This is a genomic window from Dictyobacter vulcani (genome assembly GCF_008974265.1).
In the GTDB taxonomy this organism is placed as follows: Bacteria; Chloroflexota; Ktedonobacteria; order Ktedonobacterales; family Ktedonobacteraceae; genus Dictyobacter; species Dictyobacter vulcani.
In genome coordinates this window covers 2,095,412-2,114,235 of record NZ_BKZW01000001.1, presented here as the reverse complement: position 1 = coordinate 2,114,235, position 18,824 = coordinate 2,095,412, and the positions used below count along the sequence as shown (strand labels likewise).

General features: G+C 48.5%; 16 protein-coding genes and 2 tRNA genes. 14 read left to right on the top strand and 4 right to left on the bottom strand.

All coding sequences use genetic code 11. From position 1 onward, the window contains the following. The first annotated feature begins 169 nt into the window (after positions 1 to 169). The 8 genes from KDW_RS08885 (at position 170) to KDW_RS08855 (ending at position 8,956) form a co-directional block, all read left to right on the top strand. Positions 170 to 1,363: a sensor histidine kinase gene (locus KDW_RS08885; RefSeq protein WP_151755633.1), complete on the top strand. Its 1,194-nt coding sequence runs from the start codon at positions 170 to 172 to the stop codon at positions 1,361 to 1,363. A gap of 172 nt (positions 1,364 to 1,535) precedes the next feature. After that, positions 1,536 to 4,160: an FAD-binding oxidoreductase gene (locus tag KDW_RS08880; protein WP_151755632.1), complete on the top strand. Its 2,625-nt coding sequence runs from the start codon at positions 1,536 to 1,538 to the stop codon at positions 4,158 to 4,160. A 287-nt stretch (positions 4,161 to 4,447) separates the two neighbouring features. Continuing rightward, entirely contained in the window at positions 4,448 to 4,702 is a 255-nt protein-coding gene (locus tag KDW_RS08875; protein WP_151755631.1) for a hypothetical protein, read from the top strand. A 462-nt stretch (positions 4,703 to 5,164) separates the two neighbouring features. Further along, positions 5,165 to 5,809 (top strand): RNA polymerase sigma factor, encoded by a 645-nt coding sequence (locus tag KDW_RS08870; protein WP_151755630.1) that lies wholly within the window; start codon positions 5,165 to 5,167, stop codon positions 5,807 to 5,809. Between the two features lie 126 nt (positions 5,810 to 5,935). After that, a complete protein-coding gene (locus KDW_RS08865; RefSeq protein ID WP_151755629.1) occupies positions 5,936 to 6,139 on the top strand; it encodes a hypothetical protein in 204 nt (67 codons plus the stop codon). Between the two features lie 274 nt (positions 6,140 to 6,413). Continuing rightward, the gene (locus KDW_RS31600) at positions 6,414 to 6,569 is read left to right on the top strand and encodes a hypothetical protein (RefSeq protein ID WP_162005065.1); all 156 of its coding nucleotides are present in this window, start codon (positions 6,414 to 6,416) and stop codon (positions 6,567 to 6,569) included. 223 nt (positions 6,570 to 6,792) lie between these two features. Beyond that, positions 6,793 to 7,836: a WD40 repeat domain-containing protein gene (locus KDW_RS08860; protein WP_162005064.1), complete on the top strand. Its 1,044-nt coding sequence runs from the start codon at positions 6,793 to 6,795 to the stop codon at positions 7,834 to 7,836. A gap of 1 nt (position 7,837) precedes the next feature. Next, positions 7,838 to 8,956 (top strand): lipid II:glycine glycyltransferase FemX, encoded by a 1,119-nt coding sequence (locus KDW_RS08855; RefSeq protein ID WP_151755627.1) that lies wholly within the window; start codon positions 7,838 to 7,840, stop codon positions 8,954 to 8,956. Positions 8,957 to 9,147: 191 nt separating this feature from the next. Here KDW_RS08855 and KDW_RS08850 read toward each other — a convergent pair whose 3' ends face one another. Beyond that, positions 9,148 to 9,531, bottom strand: a complete 384-nt coding sequence (locus KDW_RS08850; protein WP_151755626.1) for a hypothetical protein — start codon at positions 9,529 to 9,531, stop codon at positions 9,148 to 9,150. Between the two features lie 799 nt (positions 9,532 to 10,330). Here KDW_RS08850 and KDW_RS08845 point away from each other — a divergent pair. Next, positions 10,331 to 11,443 carry a pentapeptide repeat-containing protein gene (locus KDW_RS08845; protein ID WP_151755625.1) on the top strand — a complete coding sequence of 371 codons (1,113 nt, stop codon included), beginning with the start codon at positions 10,331 to 10,333 and terminating at the stop codon, positions 11,441 to 11,443. A 118-nt stretch (positions 11,444 to 11,561) separates the two neighbouring features. After that, a complete protein-coding gene (locus KDW_RS08840; RefSeq protein ID WP_151755624.1) occupies positions 11,562 to 12,137 on the top strand; it encodes an RraA family protein in 576 nt (191 codons plus the stop codon). A gap of 157 nt (positions 12,138 to 12,294) precedes the next feature. Here KDW_RS08840 and KDW_RS08835 read toward each other — a convergent pair. The 3 genes from KDW_RS08835 to KDW_RS08825 all read right to left on the bottom strand — a co-directional run bounded on the left by KDW_RS08835 (position 12,295) and on the right by KDW_RS08825 (position 13,752). After that, positions 12,295 to 12,368: transfer RNA gene (locus tag KDW_RS08835), tRNA-Val, on the bottom strand. Between the two features lie 51 nt (positions 12,369 to 12,419). After that, positions 12,420 to 12,499: transfer RNA gene (locus KDW_RS08830), tRNA-Leu, on the bottom strand. 65 nt (positions 12,500 to 12,564) lie between these two features. Next, positions 12,565 to 13,752: a glucosaminidase domain-containing protein gene (locus KDW_RS08825; RefSeq protein WP_151755623.1), complete on the bottom strand. Its 1,188-nt coding sequence runs from the start codon at positions 13,750 to 13,752 to the stop codon at positions 12,565 to 12,567. Positions 13,753 to 14,503: 751 nt separating this feature from the next. Between KDW_RS08825 and KDW_RS08820 the strand changes: the two genes are divergently transcribed. The 4 genes from KDW_RS08820 (at position 14,504) to KDW_RS08805 (ending at position 18,792) form a co-directional block, all read left to right on the top strand. Next, complete coding sequence (locus KDW_RS08820; RefSeq protein WP_151755622.1) at positions 14,504 to 16,867, top strand: protein kinase domain-containing protein; 2,364 nt, start codon at positions 14,504 to 14,506, stop codon at positions 16,865 to 16,867. A 10-nt stretch (positions 16,868 to 16,877) separates the two neighbouring features. Continuing rightward, positions 16,878 to 17,810, top strand: coding sequence for a tRNA (adenosine(37)-N6)-dimethylallyltransferase MiaA (gene miaA, locus KDW_RS08815; protein ID WP_198925226.1), 933 nt, complete (start codon positions 16,878 to 16,880; stop codon positions 17,808 to 17,810). Positions 17,811 to 17,939: 129 nt separating this feature from the next. Beyond that, positions 17,940 to 18,218 (top strand): Lrp/AsnC family transcriptional regulator, encoded by a 279-nt coding sequence (locus KDW_RS08810; RefSeq protein WP_151755621.1) that lies wholly within the window; start codon positions 17,940 to 17,942, stop codon positions 18,216 to 18,218. A 22-nt stretch (positions 18,219 to 18,240) separates the two neighbouring features. Next, positions 18,241 to 18,792, top strand: a complete 552-nt coding sequence (locus tag KDW_RS08805) for a GNAT family N-acetyltransferase (protein ID WP_151755620.1) — start codon at positions 18,241 to 18,243, stop codon at positions 18,790 to 18,792. Positions 18,793 to 18,824 lie beyond the last annotated feature (32 nt).

Genomic DNA, 18,824 nt, shown 5'->3' with positions numbered 1-18,824 from the left:
AGCCTAAAAGATTGATTTGTACTCATTTTTCTGCGTCGCATGGTAAAATAAATTGAAGATAATGAATAAAAACAGGTTGTTTTCAGTTAATGGTTTGCTATTTTTATCTATATCAGAAAACGTATAAGTGGTTGTGCACTGACTCTGACGCGATGAAGGGGAGGAGAGCGTGCGTTATTCAAATGCTGTAGCTCGTTTCCTACTTGAGATATCATTGTTAGCCCAGATAAGCCTGGCAATTTTGTCGGTGCTTATTTCGCTGTTCTTTGTCATTTTTACCCCCTGGCTCGACCATAATCCTCTTCTTTTTGTGGTTCCAGTCATCCTTGTCTCCTGGACATTTCGCTATCCAGGCTTATATGCATGCCTGTTTCTGCTGGCTGTCTTCTCCTGGTCTTTTAATGCGATGATTACCCAGAATGTCTTTCCTGCAGTTAGCACGCTGCCAGGGATCGTGGTTAATGCCTGCATTCTGCTGATGGTTGGTTTAGTTGTCGTTGGTCAGCGCGATGCTGCTGATGTCTCAGATGAAGTGACCGAGGACCTGGAGATCTATGGCAAGAAGCAATATGAGTTGAATGTGATTAAAGATCGGTTTCTGCAAAATGTCAATCACGAATTGCGCACACCATTGACGGCCATTTATGGGTATCTGGAACTCCTGTTAGAGCATAGCGATCAATTAGATACCGAGATGCGTACCGTTTTTCTGCAGCATGCCATGCAAAGCTGTGATGAGTTGCAGTTATTGGTGAATAACGTCCTGGACTCCATGGGTATTGAAAAGGAGTTACAGACCTTACCTGTCGAGCAACTGGTTGTGCGGGACATCGTTTTTGAAGTGCTTGAGCGCTTCGATCCTCAAAGTGTGCAGCGGCATAATATCGATGTAGATGTGCCCGATTATGTGGTTGTCCTGGCAAACGCACAATATTTACGTCAGGTGCTGCGCAATTTGCTCGCGAATGCCTTCAAGTACACTCCTCCTGGCACCCCTATCTCCATTAGTGGCAGTCTGTATGGTATGGTGGTGCATCCCCTGCATGCGTCACCGGAGATCTGTATTTGTGTGAAAGATGTCGGGCCTGGTATTCCTCCTGAAGAGATGCCCCTGCTATTCGGCCAGTTTGTGCGCTTACGTCGCGACACATATGGCCGTGTACGTGGGTCTGGTTTAGGTCTTTTCTTGAGCAAACAGTTTGTGGAAGCGATGGATGGTCGCATCTGGGTTGAGAGTGAGGGCATTGAGGGAAAAGGCAGCACATTCTGTTTCACGCTGCCCTGTGTGGTCCATCCCAAAGTACAGGCTCTGACGACTGAATATGATTTTCTTCAGTTTAAATCTCCTGTTGCCATTGAGTAACTTTCTGTTTTTACGGGAACGCCAGAAAAAACATGCTATACTCTGTAATAACAAAAACACCTATGTTATGTAGCTACTTTTCCGCTTTTTGATGGCACATATTTTTGCAGAGTGAGCATGCACTGCTATCTCTAGCGCTACCATAATTTCAATGCTAGAAAGGTTTGGGGCGATGCTAAAAGAGAATGTTCTCCATACATTGAAGAAGGTCCTGCCACCGGGCCAGGTATTTACCGATAGAGCCTCCCTGATCGCTTATGAAGTCGATGCAGGACTGGATAAAGGGATCCCCGAGGGGGTGGTTTTCCCACGTACGGCCGAAGAAGTGGTCCATGTGATGCGCTGGGCTGCGGCCCATAATATCCCTCTGATCGCGCGTGGCGCTGGTACAGGACTTTCCGGCGGGGCGGTGGCGGAGCGCGGAGGGATTATTATTGAGTTTGTCCATATGCAGCGTTTGTGTGAACTAGATCACCTGGGACGTAGCGCCCTGGTTGAGCCTGCGCTGATTAATTTGCGCCTGGATGAACGTGCTCAGACGATGGGACTCTATTTTCCACCGGATCCTTCAAGTCAACGTGCCTCTACAATGGGTGGGAATGTAGCTGAGAACTCGGGTGGCCCGCATTGTTTTAAATATGGTGTCACTACCAACTATGTCACTGGTATGGATGTCGTGCTGGCTGATGGCGAACAGATTCAGGTGGGTGGCCGGGCGTTGGATTATCCTGAATATGATTTCTGTGGATTGATTACTGGTAGCGAAGGCATGCTGGCCCTGATGACATCGCTTTCTTTGCGCTTATTACGCCGACCCCCGGCTGTCAAAACACTCCTGGCTATTTTTGATTCCGTGGAGCAGGCAGGAACCGCCGTCTCGGCAGTTATCACGGCTGGATTAGTGCCCGCGACTATGGAGATGATGGACCAGCGGATCGTGCGCATCATTGAACCCTTCGCGCATGCTAATCTCCCTTTGGATGCTGGCGCGGTCTTGATCATCGAGTTTGATGGCTATCCTGAGAGCCTGGATAGGCAGTTAGATGAGGTGATTGCTATTCTGGAGCAGCATGGTGGCAAGGATATGCGTATTGCTCGTGATGAAGAGGAACGTTCTAAGATCTGGCTGGCGCGCAAAAGTGCTGCTGGCGCGATTGCCCGTGAGGCTCCCGCGCAATATACCGTTGATATTACCGTGCCCCGCAGTCATCTGGCTGAGATGCTGGCGGAGGCCAACCGTATCGGCGATGCATATGACCTGCGCATGGGCCATGTTTTTCATGCTGGCGATGGTAATCTGCATCCTCTGATCCTGGTGCCTGAACCGGATAATGCCGAGTTGATGGGGCGCATTCATGCTGGTGGCCGTGAGATGGCCAGCGTCTGCGTTGCCATGGGTGGCAGTATTACTGGTGAGCATGGTGTCGGAATCGAGAAGCGCGACTTTATGCCATTGATGCATCGGCCCGCTGAAATGTTAGCCATGTGGGACGTCAAACAGGCTTTTGATCCCCGGGGCTTATTAAATCCTGGTAAGATTTTTCCGCGTCCTGCTCACGATGAAACAGGTCCATATGGTAGCTATGTTCCCCTTTCCCAACTGGTCCCGGAGGTAGCTGAGCTTTCCGAGCATGCTTATACGCCAGCCACGGCGCAGGAGGCAGCGCTACAACTCCAGGCCCTTTCACAGGCAGGCCGCCCGGTCACGATTACCAGTGTGCCACTTTCTAGCCATCATGAACAAACTGGAACCTTTATCAGCACTACCGCTTTGCGAGGTATCAAAGCATACGCTCCCGAGGATCTCTATGTCACCGTTGGAGCAGGAACGCCACTGGCCGAGATCCAGTCTTTCCTGGCGGAGCGCGGCAAATATATTCCTCTGGTCTCGCCATGGCCTGAGGCCACCATTGGTGATCTGGTTGCCAGCAACCTTAATGCTCCCCTGCGAATGCGTTATGGAGCCATCCGTGATAATGTCCTCTGTGCCACAGTCGCGCTCGCCGATGGACGTGTGATTCGGACGGGACGGCCAATCGTCAAAAATGTAGCAGGCTTTGACCTGACCAAAGCTTTTGTTGGTTCCCATGGTACCCTGGGCCTGCTCACTGATATCTCCCTGAAAATGTATGCGCAACCACGTAGCAGACAGACCCTGCTGTTTCCCGTTGATGACCTGAGCACAGGACTGCGCTGGGGCCAGGAGATGCTGCAACTGGCGCTGACCGCCTCGGCTATTGTGTTGATCCCAGGCTCAGCATATGGAAACATGCAGAGTGCATATTGGCTGGCCTACACAGCTGAAGGGGTACAGGAAGATGTAGAGGCTGAACTGGCCCAGGTGAGCCAGGTCCTGCAACGCTGCCAGGCACCGACCCCCATTACCACCGACACACCCGGCGGTACCGAACTCTGGACATCCACCCTGGCATCCGCAGGAACAGATAGCCTGCTTGTGCGTATTGGTATTCCCGTCAAAGATGTTCCGGCCTACCTGGAGGACCTTTCATCCTTGCTAGAGAACGATCCCTATGTCGTAGATTTTGGCAGTGGCTTTATCTACGCAACCCATTCATCTGGTGATATCCAGGCCGCCAGACAATGGTTGGCTCGTTTACGTCAGCCCGCTTTAAACCACCATGGCTACGCAATTGTTATCGCCCAACCCACCGACTGGCAAGAGCAACTTGACCGCTGGGGCTATCAACCATCCAGCTTAGCCGTCATGCAACGCCTCAAAAAGCAATGGGATCCCCAGGCTATCCTTAATTCCAGGAGCTTCATCCTTGACGCCTGATGAATAAAAAATGAGCCCAATGCTCCACAATTGCCTCGACCTACGTACGACGCCGCTTACGCAACAAGCCCCCGTAGATTCGAGGCATGCCCTCGATTGTCCCGGCCCATGCAACATTCCCCCCATGGATTCGAGGCATGCCCTCGATTGCCTTATTGTTCAGTATCTTTTTTCAGCTCTCCTGCGTGCCCTAAAAAAGGAGAAGTTTAAAAAAAACTCTTCTTACATCTGCAATACTCTCTCATAGTATTCGCAATTGCTTTATAAATTAGAGGAGGTCATCAACCATGGCAGAGCAAGATAAACAACAGGATAAACAGCAGAAGCAGCCTGATAAAGCAGATATATATGGCGCTCAAGGTAACCAGGGACAATATGGCCAGGGACAATATGACAGCGAGGGAAAACCAGATCCCCATGGTCCCCAGGCTCAAGAAATCTATCCTGATGACCAACCTCAAAAAGACGCAGCAGCCAGACAGGCTGAACAGCAACAACGCCTTAAAAAACAATTTGATCATCCGGACATACCACAAGATTAACTAAAATCTCTAATGTATGGTGTTGCATCAGGCGCTTTTTTTCGCCTGATGCAACACCATACATTATCGTGCGAGCGCCGTATGGTGCGAGTCGTTCGCAAGAAAGAGCGTCTCCACAAAAGTTATCCACAATATAGAACACTTGTCCACATAGTTATCCACATTGGGGAAAACTCATTGTATCAGAATCCTCTGTTAGAACCGTATTCTAAGAAAGAAGACCTCTTCCTCTAAGCTAACCTCCTGTAGAATCCCCAGGCTTAAAATTAGATAAGAATTACATTAAAATTAGATAAGAAATTGAAAAATTAGAGAATTTTAAGTTAACCCCAAGCTTACGTTAATCTATTAAAATTACGCTTAGAGAGCTGTATGGTAGAGCTTATAAGCATGAAAAACGCTTGCAATTTCAACCTGAAAATCCTATGCTATAGGAGTCAAAAGAAAGTGAGGTTGTTAATAATGCAAGTTAAAGAACACGCTAGAATTCAGAAGTTACAGAGCAATGAAATCACTGATGGAATGTTGGTTACGCAAACACTCGCAGGTGATCAAGGATCTTTTGAAGTATTAGTGCAACGCTACAATACTTCTCTCTTCAACTTTATCTGCCATCTATTGGGAGATTATGACCTGGCCTGTGATGTTTCCCAACAAGTATTTTTGCAGCTGTACATTTCTATGCCCACACTGCTGCGCACCGGCGAGCCATTGAAAGCCTGGTTATTCCAGGTTGCACGCAATCGTTGTTTAGATGAACTGCGCCGCAAACGCTCCATTCATTTCTCCGAGCTAGAGGCCAGCCACGACGACGATGATCTGTCCCCATTAGATATCATGCCAGACACACAGCCGCTGCCAGACGAGATGGCCGAGCGCAGTGATCTGAAGCATGCCCTGCGAGACGCGATCGACTCTTTACCACCAAAATTCCGTTCAGTTGTTCTGTTGCGCTATGCCAGCCAGTTGAGCTTCTCCGAGATCGGTAAGACACTCAGTATGCCAGAGGCAACGGCCAAAACCTATTTCCAGCGCGCTCGTCCATTGCTGCGTACTGCGATGGCTAAACACTGGAAGCCAGAGCTGGTTGAAGAGGCGGTTTCTTAACTAATCTTAACGAAATCTGAAACTTTGCTGAGAAAGCTTGGAAAATCTGAAACTTCTTTCTAAGGTTATTCGTGTTAAAACCAGACAAGTACAGACAAGTATACGAATAACGTAGAGGGAGTTCTTATGAACAACATATCACTGGATCTGCTGGAAAACGATTTTTATAATGACTCAGATATTGATGAGCTCTTTGAGCAATTAGCTCAGTTTGAGCCACCAGTTGATATGGTTGATCGTATTATGCAAGCTGTATCAGAGCTTCCTTTTTCTTATGAGCAGCCCGTATCGCCCTGGGCTAACCTTGAAGTATTAGCAATCGCAAAATAACCCACTTTCTGCAGACTAACCATACAGAACCCTCACGGCAAGGCATCAATGCCTTGCCTTTTTGTTGTCCATAACCCCTCCTCTGAATGTTATGACCACCATAGGCGCGAGATGTCATGCATATATGTTCTTTAGTGAATATATATGGGAAAATATTCCCCCTTTACTATGAAAATTAGTCTTTCATTATCAGCAGTACTATAATGTGAAGCAGGTTATATGCTACCTTTTTTGTTATATATATTGTTGTTTTTCATGGAAGGAACTACATACTATGGTACAGGATGTCATTAAAAAAGCTTCAAATATCTCTTTTATACGCTGGCAAAATGACGATACGGGTGAAACTGTTTTTAACATTCCTATCTGGATTGTTGCCCTGATTGCTATCGTTACGTTCACCATCATTCGCCTGCGTAGGGCTCACTAATCTTCTACTTTTATTATCAAAAGCACGATCTACTATATTAAAAAAAAGAGCTTAAGAGCTGGATAGAATATCTACTTACTATATTCATCTGATTCTTAAGCTTTTTTAATTGTCTCTATCAGCACAATTGGTTGGAGGATAACTCTACATTTACAGGCGTTTTTGTGCATACCAACGTAAGTGGCGTTGGATCATCTGGTCATAAGCACCAAGGAAGATGTGTATGAACATTCTATCTACTGAGTCGTGTATGGCACAGTTACGGATAACCTCGTTTGAGTTGGAATGTGAACTACTGGATCCGCACTATTCGTCACTTGTCGCGCTCTCTTACAGCGCGAAAACAGCGCCGGGTGAAGATTCGCGGGACCTGTCTATCGCTTGTACTCTGCCCGGGTTCGATGTTCAGCTATGGGAGATGAGCAATTGTGACAAACCTGTGCCTCGTTTGCGTTATCAGGAACATCACGATGAGATTACCGCGCTGGCCTGGTCTCCCGATCAGCAGTTGATGGCTTCCGCCAGTGAGGATCGGACCGTGCGTATCTGGGATGTTGAGACCGGAACGACGCGTCTGCTGTATACTGAGCAACCTGTCATTCGGGCGCTTTCTTGGTCTCCGGATGGTCGTTTGTTAGCGACTGGTAGTGAGGATAATCATATTTCTTTACTGCATACGACCCATCTGGAGGCGCGAAGCATAGATACCGGACAGCTAACAGGCAACTATGGTATTGATGCTATTGCCTGGTCACCTGGCGGTAGTAAGTTTGCTTCCGTTGGTGATGATAACCAGGTTTATCTCTGGGATGCGACCAGCGGGGCCAACCTTTTGTGCTATGCAGGACATGAAGATTACTGGGTGCTTAATCTGGCCTGGTCGCCAGATGAGAAATACATTGCTTCAGGTGCTGATAATATTCACGTTTGGGATGTTGAGACAGGCGTATGTCAGGTCATCTATCTACAGCATAATACCACTGAATATTGGATTGACCAGATCGCCTGGTCGCCAGATGGCCGCTTTATCGCCTCCACCAGTACTGATAATGTTCTCCATATCTGGCATCCACCGCAGAAAACACCGCTGTACGTGTATGCCCATCCTTATAAAGCTGGACAACTTGAAGGCCTGACGGCTAATGCGCTGGCCTGGTCGAAGACTTTGCAAAAGCCGGAAATGACCAGTCAGCAGCTCGCGATTGGCAGTTGTAATCGGACAGTCAGTTTGATTGACATATTAGAAGAAGAAGAAGAGAGATCGTAGAATGGAAGCATGTTTGATCACTGATGTACGCAAATGGAATACCTTTATTGCTAGCTCGACCTTTGGTGCGATTACCCAGACATATGAATGGGGAATGCTGGCACAGCGGGCCGATTCGATTCCTTTGTATTGCGGGGTAATCGATGAGGCTGGAAATCTCTGCGCCGCGATGCTGGTACTGGCCATGCGCCTGCCTAAGGTTAACAATAGTTATTTTTATGCGCCGCGTGGACCGATCATGGCGGATCTGTCTTCACCTGCCTTCTCGTTGCTCCTGCACTTTGTGGATAGTCTGGCTCGCAAGCACAATGCCTTTATGCTCAAAATTGATCCTGTGGTTCATGAGCATGATATAGCCGCGCTACAGGCCTTTGAGCGTTATGGCTTTGCCGCCACGGATAGCTTTATTCATGAACGAGGGGAATGGGTACTCGATATTTATCCCGATGAAAAACAGCAACTGGCTAATATGAAAGAGAAGTGGCGCTACAATATCCGTCTCGCGCAACGGAAAGGCGTAAAAATTCGTCGCGGCCATGGTTCTGAAGATATCCAGCTCTTCCACACGCTCTTGCAGGAAACCAGTGAACGCGACCAGTTTTTCATCCATGCGGTCGACCATTTTGAATATATCTTGAGTCTGTTTGAGCGCGATGATAATGCAGCCCTCTTTCTGGCGGAGTATGAAGGGAAAGCTATTGCCGGTATCATCGTCATGCGCTGTGGCGACTGGTGCTGGTATCGCTATGGAGCCTCCTCATCCCAGGCCCGCCACGTGATGCCGAACCATCTTTTACAATGGACCGGACTGCAATGGGGACGCGAGCATGGTTGTACCCATTATAACTTCATGGGTATTCCTGCTGTACTGACTGAAACGGAAGGTCCTAAGGATCCCAACTGGGGTGTCTATACCTTTAAACGTGGCTTTGGTGGACAGGCACACTGTGCCATGCGTAGCCAGGAGAAGCCGTATAACCTTACTGTCTATCGACTCTATAATCTGGTTCGTCAGTTAAAGCACCGCTACGCCAGCGCCCGCTACGAGCGCTCAGAACTTGCCAGAAAGCGCCAGGAATACACAGTCAAAAAAGTAGAAGAGCCAGTTCCAGTCAGGTAATCTGGCTTTCTTCATCTCCTCCCTCTTCTCCCGCCGAAGGCGGGACAAAAAGAGAATTGGAAAGCCCTGGTACGATCTGCCAGAATAGCAAAAAAAATACCATGCAGAGAAAAATTCCCTGCATAGTATTCTGGCACCCATGCTAGTTATATCAACCCATCATCGGGCGAAAGAATAGTATATCCTCTTGTCTAGGCACGTTGTGTTGCGGTCTTGCGCCAGTGCACAATGAGCAGAAGGCAGAGGACTACTTCAATCACTTTGACTGAGACATCGAATGGATCCAATGGTCCACCTTCACTTGGACTCCCCAGGAAGAACCAGAGCACAATCGTCAGCAATGTGTAGCCAAGCAACGCCCAGCGTATTATCCCCTGATACGCTTTGAGTGCTGGCAAGAAGAATGCTCCGAGAAGACCCAGATAGCCAATACCGTTTAACATGAACCAGAAGCGCAGATCTTCATCTGGCTGGGCTGCGAGATATAAGTGTGCAAACGCAGTACCAAGGGCGAGTAAAAGAATGGCAATGGAAACGAACTCGAAACGGGACTCTCTGTGTGTAATCTGACTCATAGTGAAACACTTTTTCCTTTCCGGATAACTACTAACAATATATCGGGTATAAACTACTTCTGGTAAATTAACCCCCTTTCAAGAAAATGTGCATATTCAATATATGCCCTTCTATAATACTTGCTAATTATGAGAACACGATGAGATTCACAAAAATTAATTTAGTGCATTATTATCGGAATTGTTAAATTTATGAAATCTATGTTAAATTTTTACATATAAATATCTTGCAAGTTCCTTTGTCGCAGCACATATTTGGAGATACTTATGTTGATATGATGCTAAGAATTCTTATTATCTATGAGCATGCGTGCAAAGCTTTTCAGACTATCTCTTAGAATTATAGACAAAATATCTACTCTAACAGAGATCCTATATCAAGCAGCTACGCTTTGTGTCATTCTCATCTAAAAGATTCAGTTGAACAAAATAATTCCTACCAACCCTGACTAGCTTAACTCAGAGGTTGCGACCGCTAGAATAGAAAAAAATCTATCAGAACACTATCTAAAGCTATATAATCTAGAAAGATAAAGAGGTTGGATGATGTAGATTCCACATATTAACAATAAATGTATATAGCTAATTTAGCTATTGAGAAATATCCAGATTATATTTGTTAATTCTGGGGATATAATTGTTTGTAAATATGTAATTCTATTGTAAGAGTATTAAGTTTCTTACATAATGAAATAAATACTCTCATTCATTTATCCTTCTTACAAAGTGGTAAATTTAAGAAAACTGCATCTGCTACGTTTAAGATAGTAAAAACATAATCTCAAGAGGCAAGTGCATAATGTCAAAAATTCACTCCTGGTGGCAGAAAGCCAGAAGACCTCTAGCAATCACTCTTATAAATCTCTTCTTTCTAGGACTCATTGTCCTGATTGCTCTTGTTATGCTCGGAAGTTTGTTTCAATGGCAATGGACCGGCTTCGGACCAGAGACGAGCGATCCGAAGCAACATGCAAAAACACTGTGGGACTGGCTGCAACTCCTCATTATTCCAGCAGTGCTGGCCATTGGGGGCTATGTCTTTAATCTTACAAGCAGTCGCAATGAGCAGAAAAGCACGCAAGTACGGGACCAAACCGAGCGTGACATTGCAGCGGACAATCAACGGGAGGCCGCTTTGCAAGTGTATGTCGATAAAATGTCAGAGCTCCTGCTCGATCGAAATTTACGTGGGTCAGAGGAAAAGGATGAGGTGCGTAAAATCGCGCGGGTTCGCACGCTGACCATTCTACCGCGTTTAGATCCTGCTCGTAAGAGAAGTATTATTGAATTTATCTATGAAGCAGACCTGTTAGATAAAGATAAACCAATTCTTAATCTACGCGGAGCAGACCTCCGTGAGGCTGACCTCAGCTACATCGACCTCAGCGGGGCCAATCTACGCGGCATCAATATTCATAGAGCTAATCTCAGCGGAGCTGACCTCCGTGATGTCAATCTGCGCGGCTCCAAACTCAATGGTGCAATCCTGCGTGGAATTGACCTCAACAGAGCCTACTTATTTGGTGTCGACTTCAGTGGAGCCGATCTTCAGGGAGCACGGCTCAGTGATACTAATCTTAGCGAAGCCCAACTCATTAATGCCAACCTCCACCGAGCTAGCCTCAGCGGAGCCCAACTCATTAATGCCAACCTTCACCGAGCTAACCTCAACGGCGTTCAACTCAACAATACTAATCTCAGTGGAGCATTTCTCCGCGGAGCTGATCTCAGTGGAGCAGATCTTCAGGGAGCCGACCTCAACGATGCCAATCTCAACAATGCCAATCTCAGTGGCGCCAACCTCAGCGGAGCTGAACTGCGCAATGCCAGGAATATCACTGTGGAACAATTGCATAAAACAATGTCGCATCCAGAGACGGCAATACCTGATGGATCTCTAAAGCCATCCTGATGATAAATGTATTTGAGCTCGATATCTCATGTTATGGTATCAGCATTGTATTTCTATTTGATGAGAGATATACTGAACAATTGAACAAGCAATTTATGAGAGGTAGGCGTAGAAATTTATGGAAAAATTTCCAGAGTGGCTTAACGCGACACTGGCATCCGATGCCAGTGAAGGTGAAGGTGTTCTCCCCAACAATATACTTCCTCTACAAGCAAACTCGTTGGTTGTGGGTCCTGCCCATGTGGTGCTGATGAGTCAGGATGATAATCTGTCTGTCCGTAAAGCGTTAGAGAATCTACCAGAGCCAGGCACGGTCCTTGTCGTCGCTGGTGGCAATACATCACGTACTGCTACTCTGGGTGGCTTGATGGCCCTGGAAATGAAGAACGGTGGCATCGCCGGCCTGATCACCGATGGACTGGTACGTGATTCCCGTGAGATCCGTGAGATGAACTTCGCGGTATGGTGTCGCGGTGTCACCCCAACTGCGCCAAAGAAAAATGGACCTGCCATCGTTGGTGGTACAGTCTCGATTGGTGGCAAGGTGATACGTGATGGAGACCTGGTCATCGCCGATGACGACGGCGTGGTTATCTGGCCTCAGGAGCGAATTGCGGAGCTACTTGTCAAGGCAGAGACACGACTGAAACAAGACAACGAACGCTTAGCACGCCTACAAAAGAAAAAGCCATAAGCAAGAACCTGCTTTCAACCTGACAATAATCTTCGCAGACTGCGAGAAACCCAAAAAATTAGCTGTTCTGACGAAACAGTAGGTCTGGGATAGCAAAAAGCCCATCCATAGCATTTGTGCCTGCTTGCTATGAATGGGCTTTGGAAGCGCTTTGAGGTGGGCGATTAGGGATTCGAACCCCAGACCTACTGCGTGTAAAGCAGCCGCTCTAACCAGCTGAGCTAATCGCCCGAATAAAATTTAACGCTCACATCGATTGCTCTTCTGTGATGTCAAATTGGATGCCCTCGAGTGGACTCGAACCACCACGCCTCTCGGCACAGCCCCTCAAGCTGCTGCGTATACCATTCCGCCACGAGGGCATTTCCTTTCGGATTACGTGAAGTATCATACACCGCTGACGCTACTTTGTCAACTGTTTTCAGTACTAATTTTTTTGCTCTTTACGGATGCGCGGGATTAATCTGTCCGTTGGCTGATTAGCTACGCCGGGCGCTCTGTTGGGCATGAAGGGTGTTAGTGGGACTCCTCTCTGGCTGACGAGTATCGGGGTAGGGGGTACCCGGGTTAGCTCTTCTGTGGCAGTGAAGCGAGATGCTGTTATCGTATGGCTTGCCTGGAGTGGAGCAGTGGCTACTACTGGCGTGGGTATGGCTTTTCTGGCTAGTTTGCGCCGGCCTATTTCGAGTCCTGTGATGGTCAGGATGGCTATCAGGATCAGGACGGCTCCTCCTGCAAACATGGGTTCTTGTTGCAGCAAGGACATTGGTGCCAGTTTCTCTGCTCTACGCTCTGGTTGTGAGGTATGGTGGATTGGAACCTCAACGGATCTTTCAGCGCTGCTAGCCTCTTCCAATTTAGCAAGCCATAACTGATGGCGTTTTTCGGCGAGTAGCCGCTCCCAGTCTGTTTCGTTGCCGATGGGCGCATAGGCACGTATATGGGTATGGGGGCGTATCTGGGAATGTATGCGGGGTGTGGATAAGGGGGTGGAAACTGTCTGCGCCGAGGTCGTCGCTGGTATTGATGCTGATGGCGGCGGTGGCGGGGCTAAATAGCGATATCTGGCCATCAGGCTGGTAACTTTATAGGCCCAGTTGCCTGCTCCAGCGGTACCAACGTATGGTACGCTGATACTGTAGACGCCAATAGTACCGCGACCAATTACATAGCTATTCTTGATCAGACGAAACCAGTCGCTGATCGCCGCAGCATAGGATGGATAGATCGTGTAACCATCGTAGCCCGAGGGATAGCCAGCAGTGCCACGAACACTACCAGGATTGCGATCTCCCAGTCCAACGCCGGCCATGCCATCATTGGTTTCAGCCCACCAGACGGCCATGGCGAAGGCATCATCAATGTTGGTGCTGCGTGAGGCCTGCTCTACTATAGCTCCCGTACCAGTCATCGGACTCCCCATCTGCGCAAAAATATGGTCAACCGTGGTGGCTGATAGGGAAGGACCTCCGAGAACACTCTCATCAGCTGCTTTAGTACTTTGTGGCGTCTGCCAGGTAAATCCTGCCAGACCACCTGCTACAATCGTCAGCGAACTCAGCGCGAGCAGTAGATAAGTTTTTTGCCAGTTACGAAACCTAAACTTTGTTATCATACAAAAATACCAACCCTAACTCTCTTACTAACATTTGCTAGAGATAGTATAAACAGAGGTATGAAATAATTGCTGTGAGCTCCCTGATTTTATGCATGAAAGTACCCATTTATTCTCTTGATGGTAGTTATAACGGGTTATCCTATCATGCTGATAGCTGGTTTTTCCAGGCGGTTGGAAAGATTTAATTTATTTTCGTCTCTCTTTGTGTAACATTTGTACTATAGTGCCCTTGAAATGTTACCTGAAGTTGTGGTTGTGTACGTTTAACATAGTGACAATAAAATACGTCAGATTATGTGTACGTTTCATATGAAGGCAGAGTCATATAAGTAGGAGGCATGTGTCTGGTGGATTGTAACAGGCTTCAACGTTTCATGAGATGAACTACCTTCCTAGTAGGTAGTATGTCCTAACAGAGGTATGCTATACTGAAGGGCACGCTTTTCAATCGTGTGAGCGAAGCTAGTACTTTGTCAAACTTCGTGTGCCAGGTTGTGCGCCCGCTACGCGGGCGGGAGGGGGGAAATGCCGGGGGCACAGCCCCCGATCCCCCAGTCAAGGGGCTCGCCGCCCCTTGGATCCCCGCTTTCCTATCACATGATGTCTGACAGGCTGCTAGCCGCGAGCGAGCGGCGTTCACGATTGTCTTTAAACGCACGCTTTTCAATCGTGTGAGCGAAGTTAGCCGCGACCAGGCGGTGTTCACGATTGTGTATATAAGTCTAAGAGCAAGTCGGATCCCGTACAAATGCAGAGTAAAGATGGGGGGCGCACAATCAGCGGCCGATCGAAAAACCTAACCGGTCATCTGGACCGAGGCACCTTTCTTCATAAGCGCTACCAGATCCAAAAGGTGATTGGAAAAGGTGGTATGGGTGCGGTATATCTGGCAAAGGATCTGAAAAAGCAAGGAGAGCTTTTTGCGATCAAAGAGATCAGTCTTTCTTTGATCCTACCAGCGGAGCAGCAACAGACGATCCACAACTTTAAGGTTGAGGCAAAGATGTTGTGGTCTTTGAACCATCCCAATCTGCCGACTGTTCATGGTGTATTTACCCAGAATGAACGCTATTTCCTGGTAATGGATTATATCGACGGATCTACACTAGAGGAGCTGCTGGAGCGCAATGGGGGACCATTCCCAGAGCGCCGCGTGCTGGATTGGGCCCGTCAGCTCTGTGATGTATTGGCTTATCTGCATAGCCATTCTCCTCCCATTATTTTCCGTGATATGAAACCAGGCAATATTATGCTGACGCGCAATGGGCAGATTAAGCTGATCGATTTTGGCATTGCGCGTTTTTTTCGCTCTTCGCATGCACAAGATACGCAGGTACTGGGCACCCCGGGCTATGCTCCACCCGAACAATATGGGAAGGCGCAGACCGATGAGCGGTCCGATATCTATGCACTTGGTATGACCATCTTCCACCTTTTAACCAATACCTTATCGGACGAGGGTTTCGGCCTGGAGCATGTGCGCAAAATTAATCCTCGTATTTCTCCGATGGTGGCGCGTGCGCTGGAGAAGGCAACCTCTATTAAGCCGAGTGATCGCTACGAGAGCGTAGAGATGTTCCGCCACGCGTTGCTCGGCGTGGGTACCTTTGGCTTTGCCACCGGGGAAGTGGCCTCTACCCCCGAAGAACTGGCGACCCTTTGTGCAACCTATCCAGAGGAAGCGGCCGAATATCTGCTTGATAAAGAGATTGAGTCCTGGTTACTGGATCTGGGTGAGGATGAGTTGTCCGAGATTGCCAACCATCTGGCGCATACTGTGCCGGATCCAGTGGATGCCATAGAGCAATTTGTTGAGGCGATTCTGCTCAATAAGGGCAATGCACCAGTTTTAAATCCTCAAACGGTCATCAATTCCAGTAACACAGTGAGCAATGTCAATGTAAAGCTGCGCAATCCAGCCACGCGCCACCATACGCCGCCACCGGTGACGCAAGCCACCAGCATCAGTAGCCGCTTGCGTCAGCCGCAGAAAAGTCATATTCCTGTTCCAGTGAGTCCGCGTACCCTGGACTTTGGAACGGTGTATCCGGGTATTTCTGCCCCATTGAAGATGAGTATTGGCGATAGTTCAGGCTATGCTGTCAGTGGGACGATCCATACTTCCGATGCCTGGATCCAATTGAGTCAGACCGATTTTGATGCGCCCCTGACTGAGGTTAATGTGCGCGTGAATAGTTTGCAGCTTAGCCGCCATAGCCATTATAGTGGCGTGATCTTTATCCAACTGGATGATGATGATCGGGGCGAGATTTCGGTCAAGGTCGAGGCGGACGTTGAGGGTTTTATCGTGCGTAACAAGCGCCATCCTGGCCGCACTAACGGCGCTGATCTGGATTATTATGATGATGATGATCTGGATAGCCAGGGTGAGATGCCGGTAGTTAGTGGTGGCAATCAGGTCATGACTCCGCCGATACTGTTACAGAGGCACGGTAAAGACTTAGAGAAGTATGGGACTCCCTATATGAATGATTGGGATCCCTGGCCGATGGGACCAATCTTGCGGCGCTGGCGGGCACGTATCCTGACATTGCTCTGCTCATTTATGATGGCCAGCCTGGGCTATATCTGGTTGCTTCCCTGGCATCCTTTGCCACTCGGCATAAATCCCATCTTCTTGCTGACCCTGTTTATCGCCATACCCGCGGCCACCGTTGGTTCGGTCGTACTCCAGTATAAGCGAAACTGGCGGCCCCAGGATCTCTATAATCGTTTTCTGACCGGGATGACCAGTTCTTTACTGGTGGTGAGCCTGGCAGAAATGACCTGGCAAATAGCGGTTCGCACCCAACTGGGTTGGATCCAACTGGTAGTCATGCTGGCTTTTGTGGCCATCGGGGCAACTATAGGTGTTTCTGAGCGACCCAATCGTGCTATTCTGGGCTCGCTTAAGAGCGTGCAGACTTCGACCCGGCAGTCGCGCATCATGATGATCATCCTGGCAGTCCTGCTCGGTTTTATCCTGGGTATCTTCTTAACGTTTGGTTTTGGCCTCAATTTCTTTACACTGTTTGGTATCCTGTTAGCAATAGGTATAACCGTGGGGATTGTGGAACGGGTCGATTACCTGGTCAAATATAAACGTTTATAGAAGGTTTGCTGTGGAGAAGGAAACGAATGTGCGGCCAGACCTGGTAGTGATACTGGGTCCGACCGCTTCTGGCAAAAGTGCCCTGGGGATTGCGCTGGCACAGGAGTTTAAAGGTGAGATTGTCTCGGCGGATTCCCGGCAGGTCTATCGTGGACTGGATATCGGCACTGCCAAGGTGACACCTGCTGAACGGGCTATGGTGCCGCATCATTTATTGGATGTGGTGGAGCCGCAAGAGATCTATAGCGTGTCGCAGTTTCAGCAAGAGGCCATCGCGGCGATCCAGGCTATTCTACAGCGTGGACACCAGCCGTTTCTAGTTGGAGGGTCACCCCATTATATCCAGACCGTCGTTGATCATTTTGATATTCCGACTGTGGCCCCGCAGCCCGAGTTGCGTGCCCGCCTGGAGGCACAACCTCTGGAGCAGTTGCTGGCAGAATTAGCCGTATTAGATCCAGCAAGCGCCGCTGTTATTGATCGCAAAAATCCACGGCGCGTGATTCGTGCGCTTGAGGTCTGCCTGGTAACCGGCCAACCTTTTTCACAACAGCGCGGTACCTCCCAGCCACTGTATCGCTGTTTACTGCTCGGTATCAACTGGCCTCGTACCGTGCTCTATCAGCGTATTGATAGCCGGATCGATGAGCGCATGCAGCAAGGATTGCTCAAGGAGGTACAGGATCAACTGGCCAGTGGCCTGACCCATGAGCGCCTGGATGCCTTTGGATTGGAATATCGCTTCGCCAGTCGCTGGCTACGTGGTGAGTTCGCCAGTGAAGCCGAGATGGTGCAAAAGCTAAAATATGCCTCCCATGACTTCACGCGCCGTCAGCTCAGCTGGTTCAGGCGCGACAAACGCATCATCTGGCTGGATGCCGAAGCAGATCTACTGACGCAAGCCAGGGCCGCCCTCCAGACCTTTCGCGCACATAGTGAGTAAAAAAACCGATTTGCATCTATGCATCCTATCCCTTATTCCCCTATTTACTCCAGCATGCGATATAATAATGGAGACCTATCCATATAAAGACACAGAAGTAGTTGGTTTTTGCAGAAAGGGAATGTTGCAATGGTTACCGCACTTGTCTTGATCAATGTGCAGCGTGGCACCGTGAATGAGACGGCCCAGCGCTTATTAGAGGTTGATGGTGTAGCGGAAGTTTACTCCGTCACCGGAGAATACGATCTGGTTACGCTCCTCCGTTTCCAGAATTATGAAGACCTGGCCAGTGTGGTGACCGATCACATGCTGAAAATCACTACCATCACCCAGACCCATACCCTGATGGGCTTTAAATGCTTCTCCCGGGCTGACCTGCAGCAAGCCTGGGACTTAGGCGTTGAATAATAAATAGAATATAATTATTTTTATGATCCTGACAACCCAACGATTGATACTCCGAGATTTTGATGAGCAAGATTGGCAGCGCACCCTGGAGTATCAATCGGACCCCGAATTCTTACGCTTTAATCCATGGAACCAGCGTTCAGAACTAGATGTACGTTCACTGATACGCCTCTTTATTAACTGGGGGCGTGAGCGGCCTCGCAAAAAATATCAACTGGCGATTGTCCTGAAGGAAAATAATCAGTTGATCGGCAATTGTGGCCTGCGGATGACCTATGCTGAGGCCGGGATAGCCGATCTTGGTTATGAACTGGACCACCGCTACTGGGGCCATGGTTATGCGACTGAGGCCGCTTATGCTCTGCTACAGTATGGTTTTGAGCAACTCCATCTCCATCGCATCTGGGCCTACTGCTTGCAGGAAAATGTTGCTTCCGCCCATGTGCTCAACAAGATCGGCATGCGCTACGAAGGTGCGCAGATCGAGAGCGAATGGATGAAAGGCCGCTGGTGGACAACCCTACTCTTCGGCCTGATTGAACGCGATTGGTGGGAGCAACATCATCGCTATTAACCTTCCGTCGTAGCGGCAGCCTTTAAGGCTAA

Bases quoted from the DNA above. Each gene is read 5' to 3' on its own strand.
- KDW_RS08880 (WP_151755632.1), top strand. From the start codon at position 1,536: ATGCTAAAAGAGAATGTTCTCCATACATTGAAGAAGGTCCTGCCACCG.
- KDW_RS08875 (WP_151755631.1), top strand. From the start codon at position 4,448: ATGGCAGAGCAAGATAAACAACAGGATAAACAGCAGAAGCAGCCTGAT.
- KDW_RS08870 (WP_151755630.1), top strand. From the start codon at position 5,165: ATGCAAGTTAAAGAACACGCTAGAATTCAGAAGTTACAGAGCAATGAA.
- KDW_RS08865 (WP_151755629.1), top strand. From the start codon at position 5,936: ATGAACAACATATCACTGGATCTGCTGGAAAACGATTTTTATAATGAC.
- KDW_RS31600 (WP_162005065.1), top strand. From the start codon at position 6,414: ATGGTACAGGATGTCATTAAAAAAGCTTCAAATATCTCTTTTATACGC.
- KDW_RS08860 (WP_162005064.1), top strand. From the start codon at position 6,793: ATGAACATTCTATCTACTGAGTCGTGTATGGCACAGTTACGGATAACC.
- KDW_RS08855 (WP_151755627.1), top strand. From the start codon at position 7,838: ATGGAAGCATGTTTGATCACTGATGTACGCAAATGGAATACCTTTATT.
- KDW_RS08850 (WP_151755626.1), bottom strand. From the start codon at position 9,531: ATGAGTCAGATTACACACAGAGAGTCCCGTTTCGAGTTCGTTTCCATT.
- KDW_RS08845 (WP_151755625.1), top strand. From the start codon at position 10,331: ATGTCAAAAATTCACTCCTGGTGGCAGAAAGCCAGAAGACCTCTAGCA.
- KDW_RS08840 (WP_151755624.1), top strand. From the start codon at position 11,562: ATGGAAAAATTTCCAGAGTGGCTTAACGCGACACTGGCATCCGATGCC.
- KDW_RS08825 (WP_151755623.1), bottom strand. From the start codon at position 13,752: ATGATAACAAAGTTTAGGTTTCGTAACTGGCAAAAAACTTATCTACTG.
- KDW_RS08820 (WP_151755622.1), top strand. From the start codon at position 14,504: ATGCAGAGTAAAGATGGGGGGCGCACAATCAGCGGCCGATCGAAAAAC.
- KDW_RS08810 (WP_151755621.1), top strand. From the start codon at position 17,940: ATGGTTACCGCACTTGTCTTGATCAATGTGCAGCGTGGCACCGTGAAT.
- KDW_RS08805 (WP_151755620.1), top strand. From the start codon at position 18,241: ATGATCCTGACAACCCAACGATTGATACTCCGAGATTTTGATGAGCAA.